Origin of the sequence: Mycobacterium stomatepiae (assembly GCF_010731715.1) — a bacterium.
Classification (GTDB): domain Bacteria; phylum Actinomycetota; class Actinomycetes; order Mycobacteriales; family Mycobacteriaceae; genus Mycobacterium; species Mycobacterium stomatepiae.
In genome coordinates, this window is record NZ_AP022587.1 from 4,182,115 (window position 1) to 4,197,550 (window position 15,436).

At 66.4% G+C, this 15,436-nt stretch carries 15 protein-coding genes, 1 tRNA gene and 1 pseudogene; 5 read left to right on the plus strand and 12 right to left on the minus strand.

What is annotated here, in order from left to right; all coding sequences use genetic code 11:
• Nucleotides 1-18: 18 nt before the first annotated feature.
• Complete coding sequence (locus G6N54_RS19695) at nucleotides 19-246, minus strand: hypothetical protein (protein ID WP_163791534.1); 228 nt, start codon at nucleotides 244-246, stop codon at nucleotides 19-21.
• Between the two features lie 322 nt (nucleotides 247-568).
• Here G6N54_RS19695 and G6N54_RS19700 point away from each other — a divergent pair, with 322 nt between their 5' ends.
• A complete protein-coding gene (locus G6N54_RS19700; protein WP_163791535.1) occupies nucleotides 569-1,288 on the plus strand; it encodes a C39 family peptidase in 720 nt (239 codons plus the stop codon).
• Here G6N54_RS19700 and wzm read toward each other — a convergent pair.
• From wzm to G6N54_RS19725, 5 genes are read right to left on the minus strand one after another with little or no spacing between them, the layout of a single operon-like run.
• Entirely contained in the window at nucleotides 1,285-2,115 is an 831-nt protein-coding gene (gene wzm / locus G6N54_RS19705) for a galactan export ABC transporter permease subunit Wzm/RfbD (RefSeq protein ID WP_163791536.1), read from the minus strand. The genes G6N54_RS19700 and wzm overlap by 4 nt on opposite strands.
• Complete coding sequence (glfT1, locus tag G6N54_RS19710) at nucleotides 2,112-3,083, minus strand: galactofuranosyltransferase GlfT1 (RefSeq protein WP_163791537.1); 972 nt, start codon at nucleotides 3,081-3,083, stop codon at nucleotides 2,112-2,114. Before glfT1 ends, wzm begins: the two co-directional genes overlap by 4 nt.
• Nucleotides 3,076-3,924, minus strand: coding sequence for a galactan export ABC transporter ATP-binding subunit Wzt/RfbE (wzt, locus tag G6N54_RS19715; RefSeq protein WP_163791538.1), 849 nt, complete (start codon nucleotides 3,922-3,924; stop codon nucleotides 3,076-3,078). The genes glfT1 and wzt overlap by 8 nt, the downstream gene beginning before the upstream one ends.
• 12 nt (nucleotides 3,925-3,936) lie before the next feature.
• Nucleotides 3,937-4,479 (minus strand): bacterial proteasome activator family protein, encoded by a 543-nt coding sequence (locus G6N54_RS19720; RefSeq protein WP_163791539.1) that lies wholly within the window; start codon nucleotides 4,477-4,479, stop codon nucleotides 3,937-3,939.
• Between the two features lie 12 nt (nucleotides 4,480-4,491).
• Entirely contained in the window at nucleotides 4,492-6,465 is a 1,974-nt protein-coding gene (locus tag G6N54_RS19725) for a DUF6541 family protein (protein WP_163791540.1), read from the minus strand.
• Nucleotides 6,466-6,583: 118 nt separating this feature from the next.
• Here G6N54_RS19725 and G6N54_RS19730 point away from each other — a divergent pair, with 118 nt between their 5' ends.
• Nucleotides 6,584-7,780, plus strand: a complete 1,197-nt coding sequence (locus G6N54_RS19730) for a cysteine desulfurase-like protein (protein WP_163791541.1) — start codon at nucleotides 6,584-6,586, stop codon at nucleotides 7,778-7,780.
• 99 nt (nucleotides 7,781-7,879) lie between these two features.
• Here the strand turns inward: G6N54_RS19730 and G6N54_RS19735 are convergent, their stop codons facing one another.
• Entirely contained in the window at nucleotides 7,880-8,848 is a 969-nt protein-coding gene (locus G6N54_RS19735; protein ID WP_197939543.1) for an NAD(P)H-quinone oxidoreductase, read from the minus strand.
• Nucleotides 8,849-8,884: 36 nt separating this feature from the next.
• Between G6N54_RS19735 and G6N54_RS19740 the strand changes: the two genes are divergently transcribed.
• A tRNA-Ser gene (locus G6N54_RS19740) sits at nucleotides 8,885-8,971 on the plus strand.
• Between the two features lie 76 nt (nucleotides 8,972-9,047).
• Here the strand turns inward: G6N54_RS19740 and G6N54_RS19745 are convergent.
• From G6N54_RS19745 to G6N54_RS19760, 4 genes are read right to left on the minus strand one after another with little or no spacing between them, the layout of a single operon-like run.
• A complete protein-coding gene (locus G6N54_RS19745; protein ID WP_163791543.1) occupies nucleotides 9,048-10,154 on the minus strand; it encodes an Rv2629 family ribosome hibernation factor in 1,107 nt (368 codons plus the stop codon).
• A gap of 40 nt (nucleotides 10,155-10,194) precedes the next feature.
• Nucleotides 10,195-10,383: a hypothetical protein gene (locus G6N54_RS19750; protein ID WP_163791544.1), complete on the minus strand. Its 189-nt coding sequence runs from the start codon at nucleotides 10,381-10,383 to the stop codon at nucleotides 10,195-10,197.
• 28 nt (nucleotides 10,384-10,411) lie between these two features.
• Nucleotides 10,412-11,647: a lipase LipE gene (lipE, locus tag G6N54_RS19755; RefSeq protein ID WP_163794850.1), complete on the minus strand. Its 1,236-nt coding sequence runs from the start codon at nucleotides 11,645-11,647 to the stop codon at nucleotides 10,412-10,414.
• Nucleotides 11,648-11,705: 58 nt separating this feature from the next.
• Nucleotides 11,706-12,530 (minus strand): crotonase/enoyl-CoA hydratase family protein, encoded by an 825-nt coding sequence (locus G6N54_RS19760; RefSeq protein ID WP_163791545.1) that lies wholly within the window; start codon nucleotides 12,528-12,530, stop codon nucleotides 11,706-11,708.
• Between the two features lie 23 nt (nucleotides 12,531-12,553).
• On the opposite strand from G6N54_RS19760, the gene G6N54_RS19765 reads away from it, so the two are divergent.
• Nucleotides 12,554-13,138 carry a TIGR03086 family metal-binding protein gene (locus G6N54_RS19765; RefSeq protein ID WP_179969095.1) on the plus strand — a complete coding sequence of 195 codons (585 nt, stop codon included), beginning with the start codon at nucleotides 12,554-12,556 and terminating at the stop codon, nucleotides 13,136-13,138.
• Between the two features lies 1 nt (nucleotide 13,139).
• Here G6N54_RS19765 and G6N54_RS19770 read toward each other — a convergent pair whose 3' ends face one another.
• Complete coding sequence (locus G6N54_RS19770) at nucleotides 13,140-14,042, minus strand: LysR family transcriptional regulator (RefSeq protein ID WP_163791547.1); 903 nt, start codon at nucleotides 14,040-14,042, stop codon at nucleotides 13,140-13,142.
• Nucleotides 14,043-14,170: 128 nt separating this feature from the next.
• On the opposite strand from G6N54_RS19770, the pseudogene G6N54_RS19775 reads away from it, so the two are divergent.
• Nucleotides 14,171-15,428 (plus strand): annotated as a pseudogene (locus G6N54_RS19775) (IS30 family transposase).
• Nucleotides 15,429-15,436 lie beyond the last annotated feature (8 nt).

The window sequence follows — 15,436 nt, forward strand, 5'->3', positions numbered from 1 at the left end:
TTCACTCGTTGTCTCCGGTCAGGACAGGTCCTGCTGGGCTTGTTCCCAAGGCTCGACCACCACCGTCCGCCCGCCGCGGATCTCTACCACCAGGACCTTGCTGCCCTTCGGTAGCGGGTCGTCGGACCAGGCCAGAAAGGTCTCCTTCGACCCCCGAATGGTCACCAACACCTCGCCGGGGCCGCGGTCGCCGCGGGTCGCCACGACCAGCTTCCCCACGCAACCGATTGCCAAGGCGTCGCTCACGGTCGCATATTCCTCCATCGAGGGGTTCCAGCGTCGATATTCGGCATGTTTGCCGCAAGGATAGACGCCGGCACAGCACTGGCGAATGGGATGCATGCAAAACCTTTCACTGCGCGCCCGAGCCCGGCTAAAGGGCCTGTTTTCCAGGCCTTTCCGGTCAACCCAGCGTCCGGCCGCGGTCTTGGCGGATTCTCAAAGGATCCTTGGTTCCGCCCCTGCTCGGGCCCCGCCGGCGGCGGCTCCAAGGATTCGTAGAGGGCGATGGTCGAGCCTTTCCTCACGCACCTGAATCGCTAGGTGCAGATGAGCAAAGGAGCCCATCATGACCACAGCCGAGCTGGCCGGAAAGGCCGTCCGGACTTTCTGTCTCGCGGTCTTCGCCGCTGGTCTCACCCTCGGCCTTGCGACGGGGTTGGCGCACGCCGACGACACCAGCACCGCTGGGATGTACGGCGATCCGATCACCGCGGCCGCGTTTTGGAAGCCCCAGACCTATGACGACTGCGCGCTGATGGCCGCCGCCGACGTGGTCGGCGAGGTGACCGGGCACCCGGTTTCGGAGCAGGAGATCATCGCCCTGGCCCAGCAGCTGCCGAGCCAGAGTCACCCCGGATCGATCTACACCATTCCCAAGAACACCGGCGACCCGAACTCGGGCCAAGGCACCAGCCCGGAAGACCTTCCGCTGTTACTGGCGCACTATGGCGTCACGGCCAAGCTGACCAACACCAGCGATGCTCCCACGACCGGTGTCTCGACCGGTGTGGCCGCGCTCAAGCAGTACCTGGCCAGCGGTCGGAAGGTGATCGTCGAGGTGAACGGCGAAATGATCTGGGGCCAGCCGGTGGACGCCAAGGACAAGAACGGCCAGCCCTCCTCGGACCACGCCGTCGTCGTCACCGGGATCGACGTCGTCAACTCACAAGTGCACATGAACGACAGCGGCGCCGACGGCGGGGCGAACGAGACGGTGTCCCTGGACCTGTTCACCAGGGCCTGGGCCACCAGCGATGACGAGATGATCGTCACCGACGCGGCCTAGACCCAGTAGGGCACCCGGGCGCGGTATTGGCGCATCGCGAACGCCGCCAGGATCCAGCCGACGACGGTCAGCACCAGAACCACCTCCCAGTGCCGCAGCTCCTGGTGGGCCCCCAGCAGCGGTGCCCGCACGACGTCGAGATAGTGCAGCAGGGGATTGAGTTCGACGATCTTCGACCAGCTGCCCGCGCCCTGCTGCCGCAGCGTGTCGTCGTTCCAGATGATCGGCGTCATGAAGAACAGCAGCTGCACGATCGAGAACAGCAGCGGACCGATGTCTCGGTAGCGCGTCGCCAGGATGCCGAAACACAGCGACACCCAGATGCAATTGAGCACGATCAACGCCAGCGCCGGAATGACCGAAAGGTCAGCCCACGACCACGATTTCGGATAGATCATCGCGACGACGACATAGATGACGATGTTGTGCGCGAACAGGATCATCTGCCGCCACACCAGCCGGTAGACGTGCACGGACAGCGGCGTCGGCAACTGCTTGATCAGACCCTCGTTGGCGACGAATACGTCGGCGCCTTCCAGAATGGCGGCGTTGATCAGGTTCCAGATGATCAGGCCGAGCGTCACATACGGCAGATGCACCGACAGGTCGAGATGGAACAGCTTGGAATACAGCCCGCCCATCGCGACGGCCGTCGTTCCGGTCGCGATGGTGATCCAGAACGGGCCCAGCACCGAGCGCCGGTATCGCTGCTTGATGTCCTGCCAGCCCAGGTGCAGCCACAGCTCCCGACGGCGAAATCCGTCGAGCAGGTCGGTTCGGGCCCGGGTAAAGGTCCTCGATTGCGCGGCGGCGTCGATGAAAGTCACGGGGTTCCTCCAGGTTCCGATGGTGGCGACCCGCTTCGCCCGGCTCCGCCGCGCTCGCGATCGCCACTAGGCTTGCCGAACTGCTCGCGATGTCCCAAGCGGCGCAACCGAATCCACTCCAGCAGGCCGCGGGGATCGCGCTGGGAGATCAGGAAGAACCAAGCGAACCGAACCCACTCCTGGACCAGTAGCTTGCGCAGACCCGGCTGGGACAACAGATAACCGCGATTACGGTAGGTGTAGAACCGCTTCGTCGGGTTGTCCGGATACTGGGTGTGCATGCGGCCGCCCAGGATCGGCCGGAACTCCTCGGATCCGCAGGGATGCAGATAGACCGTGTCCAGGCAGGTGCCGAACGGCAGCCCGGAGCGCACCAGCCGGCGGTGTAGTTCGACCTCGTCGCCGCGGATGAACAGCCGCATGTCCGGAACGCCGACCGCGTCCAGGGTGGACGCGCGAAACAACGCGCCGTTGAACAGCGACGCGATCCCGGGTAGCAGGTCTTGGCCTGCCTGGGTGCGCAATTCGCTTGCGCACCTGCGCCATACCAGGCCACGCCGCAGCGGGAAGGCGAGCCGTTCCGGGTCGTCGGAGTTGCAGACGATCGGCGACACCTCGGCCAGGCGGTGCTTCTCGGCGCAGGCCAGCAGCGTGGCCAGCACCTGCGAGTCCTGCGGGTGACCGTCGTCGTCGGCCAGCCACACCCAATCCGCGCCCCGAGCCAGCGCGTGCAGCATGCCCAACGCGAAACCGCCTGCGCCGCCGAGGTTTCGGCGCGACGCCAGGTAGGTGGTCGAGATCGGCTGGGCGGCAACGAGGTCGCTGATCCGGTCGTCCGCACCCCCGTCGTTGTCGACGACGATCAGGTGATCGGGCAGCCGGGTCTGCGCGCTGAGCATGCCCAGCGACTTGGCCAGTTCGTCGTGGCGCCGGTGGGTGACCACGACGGCGACGATGGTTTCACTCATCCCCGGAAGTGCTTTGCGCCAGCGGCTTTTCGGCCTGGTTCTGCGACCGGGTCTCTTCCAGCACCTCGCGGACATGGCGCGCCGCGTCCTCGCCTTCGTAGGCGCGCACCACCTCTTCGATGCCGCCGGTCTGCCGGATCACCCCGTGGTCGATCCACATCGCGGTCTTGCACAGTCGAGCCAGGAATTCGTTGGAATGGCTGGCGAACACCAGGATCCCGGACCGTTCCACCAGGCCTTGCAGTCGCGACTGGGCCTTTTTCAGGAAGTCGGCGTCCACGGCGCCGATGCCCTCGTCGAGCAACAGGATCTCGGGGTCGATGCTGGTGACCACGCCCATCGCCAGCCGGACCCGCATCCCGGTGGAATACGTGCGCAGCGGCATCGACAGGTAATCCCCGAGCTCGGTGAACTCGGCGATCTCGTCGACCTTGGCCAGCATCTGCTTTCGGGTCTGCCCCAGAAACAGGCCGCGGATGATGATGTTTTCGTAGCCGGAGATCTCGGGGTCCATCCCGACCCCGAGGTCGAACACCGGCGCGACCCGGCCGGTGACCTTGGCCCAGCCGCGGGTGGGTTCGTAGATGCCCGAAAGTAGGCGCAGCAGAGTCGATTTCCCGGCTCCGTTGTGGCCTACCAGGCCGACCCGGTCGCCCAGCTCGAGCGACATCGTGATGTCCTGCAACGCCTCGACGACGACGACGTTGGAATTGTTGCGGCCGATCGTGCCGCCCGCCTTACCGAGGAAGGCCTTCTTCAACGAGCGCGACTTCGCGTCGAAGATGGGAAACTCTACCCACGCGTTGCTGGTCTCGATATGCGGACCGCGAGGACCTGACACTGACGCCTGCTCTTACAGGTATTGCCCGGTGCCCGAGCCCGGACCGTGGCGCCCGATTCCGGGAGGCAGGGCGCCTTGGCGCATCTGCTCGAGCTGCGCGCGGGCCGCCATCTGCTGGGCGAACAGTGCGGTCTGGATGCCGTGGAACAACCCCTCGAGCCAGCCGACCAGCTGGGCTTGGGCGATGCGCAACTCGGCGTCCGACGGATCGGAGTTCTCGTCGAACGGCAGGGTGAGGCGATCGAGTTCCTCGCGAAGTTCCGGCGCCAGACCGTCTTCGAGCTCCCGGATGCTGGTGGCGTGGATATCGCGCAGCCGCTTACGGCTGGCCTCGTCCAGCGGCGCCGCCCGCACCTCTTCGAGCAATTGCTTGATCATCGTGCCGATGCGCATCACCTTGGCGGGCTGCTCGACAAGGTCGGTCAGCGAGCGATCGTCGGAATCGTCGTCGTCGGCCCCATCGCCAGTGGCCATGATGCGAGGGTCGACGCCGCCGATGATCTCGACGCCATCGTCGTTCGCGCCGTCATTGCCGTTAGTCAATCCGGTCACCATCCTCTCGTGCGTCTACGGGCGGGGCGGTGGGGCATTTCCGCGCCATTCGTAAAGTTTGGCCCCGCCGTTGTCGTAAATCAGCGCCCACGACTTCGACTTTTCCAGCGACACTAGTCCGTCGGGCACGGCGAACCCGCGAACCGTGGGCGAGCTGGTGTAGATGTACCGGATATTGAGCGCCTTGATCGCCTCGACCACCTTTGGATCGTCAACACCCTTGCGGGCGGATAACCAGAAGATGTATCGCTGCGGCCCCGGCCCGGTCTGCTGCGGGAAGTCGTAGTGGGTCCACAGCGGATGCAGATCGGCCACCGCGTACATCCAAGCGGTGCCGTCGGTGTTGGCATTGCCGATCAGGGTGTCGCGTGCTCCCGGCAGTTTTGCCAGATACGCCATCGCCATCAGGTCGCGCTGGTCGACCATCACCGAGTCGTACTTGTCCCCGAACAGCACGATGTGGCGATACAGATAGTGCCGGCCGATGAACACCGTCGAGAACACCAGCAGGACCGCGGTGGTCGAGACCCAGAAGGGCGCGGGCAACTCCTTGAACCGGGCGGTGATTCGCTTGGCGATCGCGACCGCCAGCACGACCGTCCCGAACAGCGCGATCGCCGCCATCGGCGTCACCAGCATCGTCACCACGGCCGTGAGCCGACGCGGATCGTTGTAGAAGAATTGGCTGAACTCCTCGATCGCGGCGCCGACCGCGTTGTGAAACGGGGCCCCCGAGTAGATCGTCGCCACGGTCAGCACCAGCCAGACCGCCACCGGCCACCAGATCCGCTTGTACAGCAGGTACACCATGCCGAGATAGGCCAGCACGACCAGGCCGTATTGGATCGGGAAGTCGTTGAGGTGTCGGGTGTGCAGCAGCAGGGCATCGATGACGCCCTGCTTGGCGCTCTTGAAGCTGGGGAAGGCATGCCCGGCGATGATGTCGGCCTGCTGGAGCACCCCGAGGAATTGCGGCGCCAGGATCAGCCCGGTCGGCACCGCCACGGCCGCCAGGATTCCGGCGTCGGCCAGCCGGCCCCGCACCGGATGCCACAGCGCGTCCAGCAGCCACCACGCCAACAGGAACAAGACGACGATGAAGCCGCCGGTCAGGTGCACCGACAGCACGCCGACCAGCGCCAGCACCGCCACTGGGATGCGGTCGCGATGCCGCAACGTCGACATGATCAGCAGGAACGTCGGGATTGCGACGCCGTAGGCCGCCAGGTTAGGCATCGCGGCGACGCCGAACTCGACGTAGGGCACCGAGGTGAACGACGCCGACAACGCGGCCGCGGTGGCCGCGATCGCTGCCGTGCGGATCGGCGTCAGCACCGGGCGCAGCAGATGCCAGGTCAGCATCGCCGCGCTGGTCGGGAACAGCCAAATTGAGGCCGCCACCGAGCTCAGGGTGTAGCCGGTGGTCGGTGCCGCACCCGTGAGCTGGCAGAACACCGCGGTCAGGGCGTGGAACACCGATGGGTAGTACAGCGCCTGGTGCGTCTCGACGTTGCGCAGCTCGCCCATGTGGGTGGAGGACGCCTGGCCGGTGTCGAGCATGAAGCGCACTTCGTTGGCGTGCCACACCGCGTCCCAGGTGCTGGGGACGGTCTGCCAGTGGGCAGCCAGCCCTCGGTAGACCGCCCACGTGATCAGCAGCGCGCCCAGCAGCACCCCGGCCGCGACCGTCAGCGCCGACAGGCCGGCGATCCCACGCGCCTCGGCGTCGGTGTCGCGGTAGCGGGCGAGCAGCAGCTGCAAACCCGTCGCCACCACGCACACGGCCGCCAGCGCCGCGAGCGCAGTCCAACCGTTCCAAGGGATTCCGAGCGCACCGTAAGGAATGATCGCCAGCGCGACGACACCGTAAGTCAACGCCGGGCCAACCGCGACCGCGATTGGCCACGTTAGCTGGGCGATACGAGCAACGATTGTCCCGGGGGCGATCAGCAAAAACAGTGCGAGCAGCGTTCCGATCCACAAGCCCACTCGACTAGTATGGCTGGCCGGGTGACCTGGCTCGGGAAGCCACCGGCTGGCTCTAGCGTCTGTGGCACCCGCTACCGTCACAATTTCGCTCAAGTGCGGAAGCTCTAAGGTGGCTGGCATGGCTTATGACGTCGCCCGGGTGCGCGGACTGCATCCGTCACTGGGTGACGGGTGGGTGCACTTCGACGCGCCGACCGGGATGCTGATCCCCGATTCCGTCGCGACGACGGTCTCCACCGCCTTCCGCCGATCCAGCGTCACGACCGCGGGCGCACACCCGTCGGCGCAGCGCAGCGCTGCCGTCCTCGACGCGGCTCGCGCGGCCGTGGCGGATCTGTTCAACGCCGACCCGGCGGGCATCGTGCTGGGTGCCGACCGCGCGATCCTGCTCTCCTCGCTGGCCGAGGCATCGTCCTCGCGGGCCGGGCTTGGCTACGAGGTGGTCGTCAGCCGCTTGGACGACGAGGCGAACATCGCCCCGTGGCTGCGGGCCGCGCACCGCTACGGCGCCAAGGTGAAGTGGGCCGAGGTGGACATCGAAACCGGTGAGCTCCCGACGTGGCAGTGGGAGAGCCTGATCGGGAAGTCGACGCGACTGGTCGCCGTCACCTCGGCGTCGGGAACGTTGGGCACCGTCACCGATCTGCGGGCGATGACCAAGCTGGTTCACGACGTCGGCGGGCTGGTGATCGTGGATCATTCCGCGGCCGCGCCCTACCGACTGCTCGACATCAAAGAAGCCGAGGTCGACGTGGTGGCGGTGAACGCTCTCGCCTGGGGCGGCCCGCCCGTCGGGGCGATCGTGTTCCGCGATCCTGCGCTGATCAACTCGTTCAGCTCGGTTTCCACCGACCCCAACGCCACCGGTCCGGCGCGCCTCGAAGTAGGCGCGCACCAGTTCGGTCTGCTGGGCGGCGTCGTCGCCAGCATCGAATACCTCGCCGCGTTGGACGAGTCGGTCCGCGGCAGCCGGCGCGAGCGGCTCTCGGTGTCGATGCAGTCGGCCGCCTCGTATCTCAACCGGATCTTCGACTACCTGATGGTGTCGCTGCGGTCGTTGCCGCTGATGATGTTGATCGGTCGCCCCGAGGTGCGAATCCCGCTCATCAGCTTCGCTTTGCAGGGCGTGCCCGCCGAGCGGGTGGTACAGCGGCTGGCGGACAACGGAATCTTGGCCGTCTCCAGCGAGAGTTCACGCGTGCTGGAAGCCCTGGGGGCCAACGACGTTGGCGGTGCGGTGACCGTCGGGCTGGCGCACTACTCGACGATGGCCGAGGTCGATCAGCTGGTGCGTGCCCTAGCGTCGTTGGGCTAACCCGTTCGCATTGAGTGCGCGCCCACGGCGGGAATTCGGGAAAAATCCAACCCAGGCCGCGCACTCGAAATCCTGAACGCGCACTCGACGGCCCAAAACCTAGACGGTCAGCACTATCTTGCCGTGCACGTCGCCCGAGACCAGCCTCTGATGCGCTTCGCCCGCCTGCCGAATCGGCATCCGCGCGCCGATGATCGGCCGGACTCGACCGTCGGCGATCATCGGCCACACCGACGCCGTCACCGCGGCGACGATCTCACCCTTGCTGTTCGGGCCGGTCACCGGCCGGCCCCGCAGGGTCGTGCCGATCACGCGTAACCGCTTGGGCAGCAGCTTGCCGATGTTGAGCTCGGCCTTGAGCCCGCCCTGCATGCCGATGATCACCAGCTGTCCGTCGGTGGCCAGGGCGTCGAGATTGCGGTCCAGATACGAGGCACCCATGATGTCGAAGATCACGTCGGCGCCGCCGGCCTCCTGCAGCCGCTTCACGAAGTCTTCGTCGCGATAGTTCACGGTGATCTCGGCACCCAGGTCACGGCAGGTCTGCAGCTTTTCCGCGGAACCGGCGGTGACCGCCACCCGGGCACCCAACGCGCGCCCGATCTGAATCGCGTGCGTTCCGATGCCGCTGGCCCCGCCGTGCATCAGCAGCAACTGACCCTTGCTCAGGTGCGCGGTCAGCACCAGATTCGACCACACCGTGCAGGCCACCTCGGGGAGCCCCGCGGCGTCCTCGAGCGTGACGCCGTCCGGAATCGGCAGCACCTGGGCGGCGGGAACAGCGACGTATTCCGCGTAGCCGCCGCCGGCCAACAGCGCGCAAACCGGTTGTCCCACGGTCCATTTCGTTACGCCGTCGCCCAGCTCGGCGATGACGCCGGATACCTCCATGCCGATGATGTCGCTGGCTCCCGGCGGGGGTGGATACTTGCCGGCGGCCTGCAGCACATCGGCGCGGTTGACGCCGGCCGCGGTGACTTTGATCAGCACCTCGTCGGGCCCGGCGGAAACATCGGGGACGTCTTTCCAAACGAGTTGATCGGAGGATTCGGCGACGATAGCGCGCATGCGGGCCACGGTACTAGCCCCGTTACCCTTGTCAGCGGTGGCGTGGCAGAGCGGCCTAATGCACTCGCCTTGAAAGCGAGAGACGGCTAAAACCGTCCGGGGGTTCAAATCCCTCCGCCACCGCAGTGGTCAGCGGGAACCGGATCGGGTGTCGGCGCGCAGCGAAGGATGGCACCGATCCCGTCGTTTGCCGGCCCGCCTAATGCAGAGTCGGCGCATAGCGCAGGACGGCGGCAATACCGTCGGCGGGTGCAATCCGCTCGTCGGTGCGCACCAGCGAGGCCCCGACGGATATCGCCAGCAGCGGCAGTGCCTCGTCTGCCCGCAGCGTCTTGGCCGGCGCGGCGCCCTGTTCCGATAGCACGTCGGCGTTCGGCGCGACCGTCGTCATTGCCTCGTCGGCGACGACGGTGGCGTCGTCGATCTCGCCGATGATCATCGTCTCGACCGCGCCCTGACGCAGCGCCGAGCAGACGGCCCCCAACCCCTCGGCGGCCAGCCCCGATCCCCGGCCGATCTCCGCGGTGAAGCGCGCCGCAGCGTCGTCGATCACGTTGAGTCGCCGCTTGCGGAACTCGGCTTCGACGGCCTGTTGGACTTCGGCGTAACCGTGGCCGCTGTGTCGCGCGCCGATCGGGAGGGGCACCGTGCAGTCGCGAACCCGGTTGGGCAGCGCGGCGAGCAGATCCGAGCGCGACCTCACCTCACCGACCAGGAAAACCGTTTCGATCGCCATTTCGTCGACGAGCTCGCTCGCCCTTTCGGCGACCGCACGCACGTTCTTGCGGGCGGCTTCTTCGGTGCGCAGCTGTGGATCGCCGTACCCTGCCGTCTCGGCGCCGGAGGCCTTGTGCACGGGGTACCCCCCGCCGTCGACGTTCTCCGAACGCACCGCGCCGTTGATGTGCGCGGTGATGTCCGCGCCGGTGTGGTCTGCCACCACCAACAGATAGTCACCGACGTCGTAGCCCAGTTCGACGATCGGGACCACGTAAGGCAGCTCGGAAACCCGTACCAGAGTCTCGCCGGGCGGCCGCAATAGATGCTCGTTGAAAACCACGCCGCCGGCGCTGGCCACCACCGCCCGGCCGCTGCGGCCGACCGGGGCGCGCAAGTTCTTCACCGCCCGCCCGACCTGGTCAGTGATGGATTCGTCGGCACCCTGCTGCTCAAGCTGTTCGCGCAGCGCGCGCCACTTGAGGTCGAGCTGAGCGTCGGCGTCATGCGTGTCGTGCGAGTCATCGAAGTAGACCGAAGCGAAGGGGCCCGGCCTGTCCAGCAGTTGACGGAAGCGGCCAGTGTTCATCGCGCTTGGATTCCCCGCGGGACGGCGATGCAAAACACGCTTACCCGCGGTCGCCTTCAGAGTCGTCGAAGAACGACCAGTCGCCGTCGTGCTCGACTTCCATGCGCCAGCCCAATTCGCTGTTGTCGGCCTTGTTGTCGACGAACCAGGCGTGTGCGTCCTCGGCACTGGAGATGTCTTTGGTCGCGACGACCTCGCCGTGCGGGCTGATCACTCGATAGTTAGCCATCGCCGCAGTGTTCCCGCTGCCGGCGTGCTCAACCGGTCGGGATCTGGGCCGCGATGGTATTCATCAGCGCGGCGTAACGGCGCAGCTCCGGATCGCGGCCGGGTTTGCCGCTGCTGATCAGCCCGGCGGCCAGGCTCCGCTCCGGGTCGGCCCACATCGCGATGTTGCTCAGGCCCAGACCGCCGAATGCGGCCGGTGCGTTGCGCCCGAACGGCCCCCATCGGTCGGTGCCGAGGATGAAGCCGGTACCCCAGCGAGCCGGCATCAGACCCATCGCGAAATCCGGCCGCAACCGCCGCGATTCGGTCACCGCGCCGCGCAATGTTTCCGCCCGCAGTACCCGCACCCCGTCGAGTTCGCCGTAGCGACGCCAGATTTCGGCGAAACGTGACATCTCGTTGGCGGTCGACACGGTGTTCGACGACGGGATCACGGTGGTCGAGTAGAACGGGGTGTTGGTCACCGGGATCATCTCGTGCACCGTTCCGCCGATCGCCTTGCGGAATATCTGCGCGATCACCGGCGGTAACGGCCGGCCGGTGGCATGGCTCGGCGCAACCAGGGCGAGGTCTTGCTTGGCGACGCCGAAGTTGGTCCAGCGAAAGCCCAGCGGGTCGAGGACCTCGGTGGCCAGGATCTCGCGGATGTCCTTGCCGGCGGAGGTGTAGACGATCTCGCGGATCAGCGGGCCCCAGGTCAGTGCGTGGTACATGTGCATCAGCCCCGGCCGGTACAGCGGCCGCAGATTGCTCAGCATCTCCTGCGCGTACTCGTGATCGTCGGTGCGTTTGAGATCCGGCATCGGGCCGGTGGGAAACGGGAGGCCGGCGCTGTGGGTCAGCACGTGGCGGATCGTGATGCGGTGTTTGCCGTGGCTGGTGAAGGTGGGCATGTACTCGCAGACCCGGTCGTCCAAGGAGAAGACTCCGCGCTCGACCAACATGTGCACCACGGTCGCGGCGATGCTCTTGGCCGCCGAGTACACGCAGAACGGGGTGTCCGTCGTGACGGGGATCTGCTCGGCGTCGGGCTCATCGGTGGGCGCATTGCCCCAGCCGTGGCCGATCGCGCGGTTGAGCACGACGCGGCCGCGGTGCCGGATGCACAACTGGATCGCCGGGTGCATGCCCGCCTGGTACCAGTGCCGGGCGGCCTGCCAGATGCGGTCGACGGCCGCGCTTTCGATTTCCGAATGGTCTTCATCGCCGACCGCGGTCACCGCGTCGAGGTCGCCCGGCACGCGGATCCTGCCGTCCGGAGTCATGTGCACCGTCGTGTTCGCGGTCGTGTTCGCCACCCCAGCGAGGGTACGTGGCCTCCGATTACTCCCCGGTGAACTGCGGCGGGCGCTTGGCGAACGTCGCAGAGATGCCCTCGGTTAGGTCTTTCGACGGGAGGAAGGCGGCGTTCCAGGCGGCGACATAGCGCAGGCTTTCCGAGACCGCCGCGACGCGCTGCTGATCCAGCACGTCCTTGATGCCGTGCACCGTCAGCGGTGGGTTGGCGGCGATCTCGGCGGCGGTCGCGTGCGCGGCGGCCAGCGTGGCCTCGGCGTCGTCGTAGACATCGTTGACCAGGCCGATCTTCTCGGCCCGCGCCGCGTCGATGTCCTTGCCCGTCAGTGCCAACTCCCGCAGGTGGCCGTCGTTGAGGATCAGCGGCAGCCGGGCCAGGCTGCCGACGTCGGCGACGATGGCCAGTCTGACCTCTCGCACAGAGAACTTCGCGTCGGCGCTGGCGTAGCGGATGTCGACGGCGGAGATCAGGTCGACGCCGCCGCCGATGCACCAGCCATGCACCGCGGCGATCGTCGGGGTTCGGCAGTCGGCGACCGCGGTGATTGCGCCCTGCATGCGCTTGATCTCGGCATGGAAGTGCGCGCGCGGACCGGCCAGCGCATCGCCGGCCAGCAGCGGGGTGAAGGTTCCGCCCATCGCGGGCACGTCGAGGCCGTAGCTGAAGTTCTTGCCCGATCCAGTGATCACGATGGCCCGCACCGCGGGGTCGGCGTCCAGCGCCGGAAACAGCTCGGGCAACTCCGACCAAAAAGCGGGCCCCATCGCGTTGCCCTTGCCCGGTCCGATCAGCGTCACCTGCGCAACGTGATCTTTGATCTCGACGGTGACGGATTCGTATGTATCGCCCATGCCGAGACCGTAGCGTGGCAAATATGCCTCGTGATTTGCGACCCGGACCAGATTCGCCACCGGCCGACGAGCTGCAAGGCGCCGAAGACACCCTCGGGGTGCTGCAGCATGTTGTGCACACGATCGCCAGCGAAGACATGTCTCGGCAGACTCCATGCACCGAATTCGACGTGGCCAAGTTGACCGAGCACCTGCTGAAATCGATCAGCGGCATTGGCGGCATGGCGGGCGCGGAGTTCCCCGAGCGCGAACCCGGCGACTCGGTGGAACGCCAGATCGTGTGCGCGGCCCGCCCGGCCTTGGACGCGTGGCACCACCGCGGCCTAGACGGCAGCGTCCCGTTCGGCAAAACCGAGATGCCGGCCAAATCTGCGTGCGGCATCTTCTCGATCGAATTCCTAGTCCACGCTTGGGATTACGCCGTCGCGGTGGGCCGCGATGTCGACGCCCCGGAGCCGCTGGCCGAGTACGTGCTGGACCTGGCGCATAAGACCATCAGGCCGGAATTCCGCGGCGCCGCCGGGTTCGACGACCCGGTCGAGGTGCCCGCGGATGCGAGCGCGCTGGATCAGCTCGTCGCGTTCACCGGTCGCGACCCGGCCCGATAACTCAGACGGTCGATTCAGCCGCGGTGCGGACCACCTCTCGCAACCAGCTGTGCGAGGGATCCTGATCGAAGCGCGGGTGCCACACGGCGTAGAACTCGAGCTCAGTCAACTCGCGAGGCGCTGGCAGGATGCGGGTCTGCGCAGGGTCCGCGTTCTTGTGCGCAACCCGAGCCGGAAGGGTCAGCACGAGGTCGGTGCCCGGCAAGATGCTTGGCGCCAGCGCGAAATACGGCATGCTGACGGCCACCCGCCGCTTGCCGCCGAGTGCCTCGAGCGCCCGGTCGATCCATGGCCGGCCGATGTCGATGGCCAAGTGCGGCCACCGTAGATACGTCGATAGCGGGACGGATGCTTGGTCGGCGAGCGGGTGCTCGGCGGCGACAACGCAGACGAAGCGATCGTTGAAAAGAAGTTGACTGCAATATCTTTCGGGTGCGACCCGGCCGTAGATCGCCAGGTCCAGCGTCCCTGCGTCGAGCTTGTCAAAGGCGTGCTCGTCGAGAACTTCGCAACTCACCGTCGAATTGGGTGATTCGGCCAGGACCGTGCGCACCAGTTCGGGGCCGAACGTGGCGACGGTGTAGTCGCTGAGGGCTAGGCGAAACGACTGCGCGGCCGTGGCCGGGTCGAACGTCTCGTTCGCAAACAGTTGCTCCAAATGTGTTACGGCGGTGGTGAGTTGGTCGTGCAGACGCTCGGGACGCGGGGTCAGGGAATAGCCGTCCGGTCCGCGCACCAGCAGCTCGTCGCCGAAGTGTCGCCGCAGCCGCTGCAGGGCGCGGCTCATCGCCGGCTGGCTCAACCGCACCCGGTCGGCGGCACGCGAGACGTGTTGTTCCTCCAGCAGGGCCGCCAACGCCGGTAGCAGGTTCAGATCCACTTGATCGATATGCGTGGTGCGCATGTGTGTGATGCTAGCGATTCACATCGCGAATAGCAGGCGGCGGAATAGCCGTCGAGTGTGCGCTCAGGGCGGCAAATCTGCCCTTGAGTTCAAGGGGTGGTTGCAACACTTCGTAGTTAGGGGTGTTGATGACGGGTCAGCCTCAGTTGTTGGTGGTGCAGCGGCGGTATTGGGATTTGATCGCTGCGGGATGGTCCTCGGAGGATGCCGGGGTGGCGGTCGGCGTGTCGGCGACGTGCGGTAGCAAGTGGTTTCGCAGGTTTGGTGGTGTGAATCCACGATGGTCAAAGCCTCAAGGACAGCGACGGCCGCGGCTGTCGGCGGATGAGCGTGAACAGATCATGATCGGCACCGCGCACGGTGAGTCGATCCGTTCGATGGCGCGCCGGTTGGGCCGGGCGCCGTCGACGATCATGCGCGAGATTGCCCACAACGGTGTCATGCGAGGGCATGTGGGCCGTTATCGCGCCCGGTATCGGTTCAGCCCGCCGGGCCGGTTGGGACGCGAAGTCGGGCTACTCGGCGCGCATCGCTCAGCGGCGCAGCGAGCAACGGGCGCGTCGACCCAAGACCGGCAAGTTGGGCCGCTGTGAGCAATTGCGGGCCGAGGTGCAAGCGTTGTTGGTCAACAAGTACAGCCCCGAACAGATCGCCGGGGTATTGACCGCGACCTATCCTGACCGCCCGGAGATGCAGGTGTCCCACGAAACCATCTACCAGGCGCTTTACGTGCAAGGGCGCGGAGAACTGCGCCGGGAACTGAGGACATGCCTGCGCACCGGGCGCGCGTTGCGTAAACCGCGCCGACGGGCCTGCGCCGGTGACGGCCGCGGCCGTATCCAAGGCATGGTCAACATCAGTGAGCGGCCCGCCGAAGCTAACGACCGCGCCGTGCCAGGCCATTGGGAAGGAGACCTGATCATCGGCAAGGACCAGGCCTCTCAAATCGGCACGCTGGTTGAACGTTCCACCGGATATGTCCGACTGCTGCACCTACCCCATACCCGTAGCGCCGAGGCCGTCGCCGAGGCCATGATCGCCGCGGTCAAAGACCTGCCCGCCACCTTGCGCCGCACCGTGACCTGGGACCAACGCCACGAAATGGCCCACCACGCCCGCATCAGCATCGACACCGGCATCGAGGTTTACTTCTGCGATCCCCACTCACCCTGGCAGCGCGGTAGCAATGAGAACACCAACGGCCTACTACGGCAATACTTTCCAAAGGGCACCGACCTTTCGGTGCACGACGCCGAACACCTCGCCTACGTCGCCGACGAACTCAACGGACGACCCCGAAAACGCTTCAACTGGGACAACCCCACCAACCGCCTCAACAAGCTACTGTCCACCCCGACAGACACAACTGTTGCAACCAAACCTTGAATCCACCC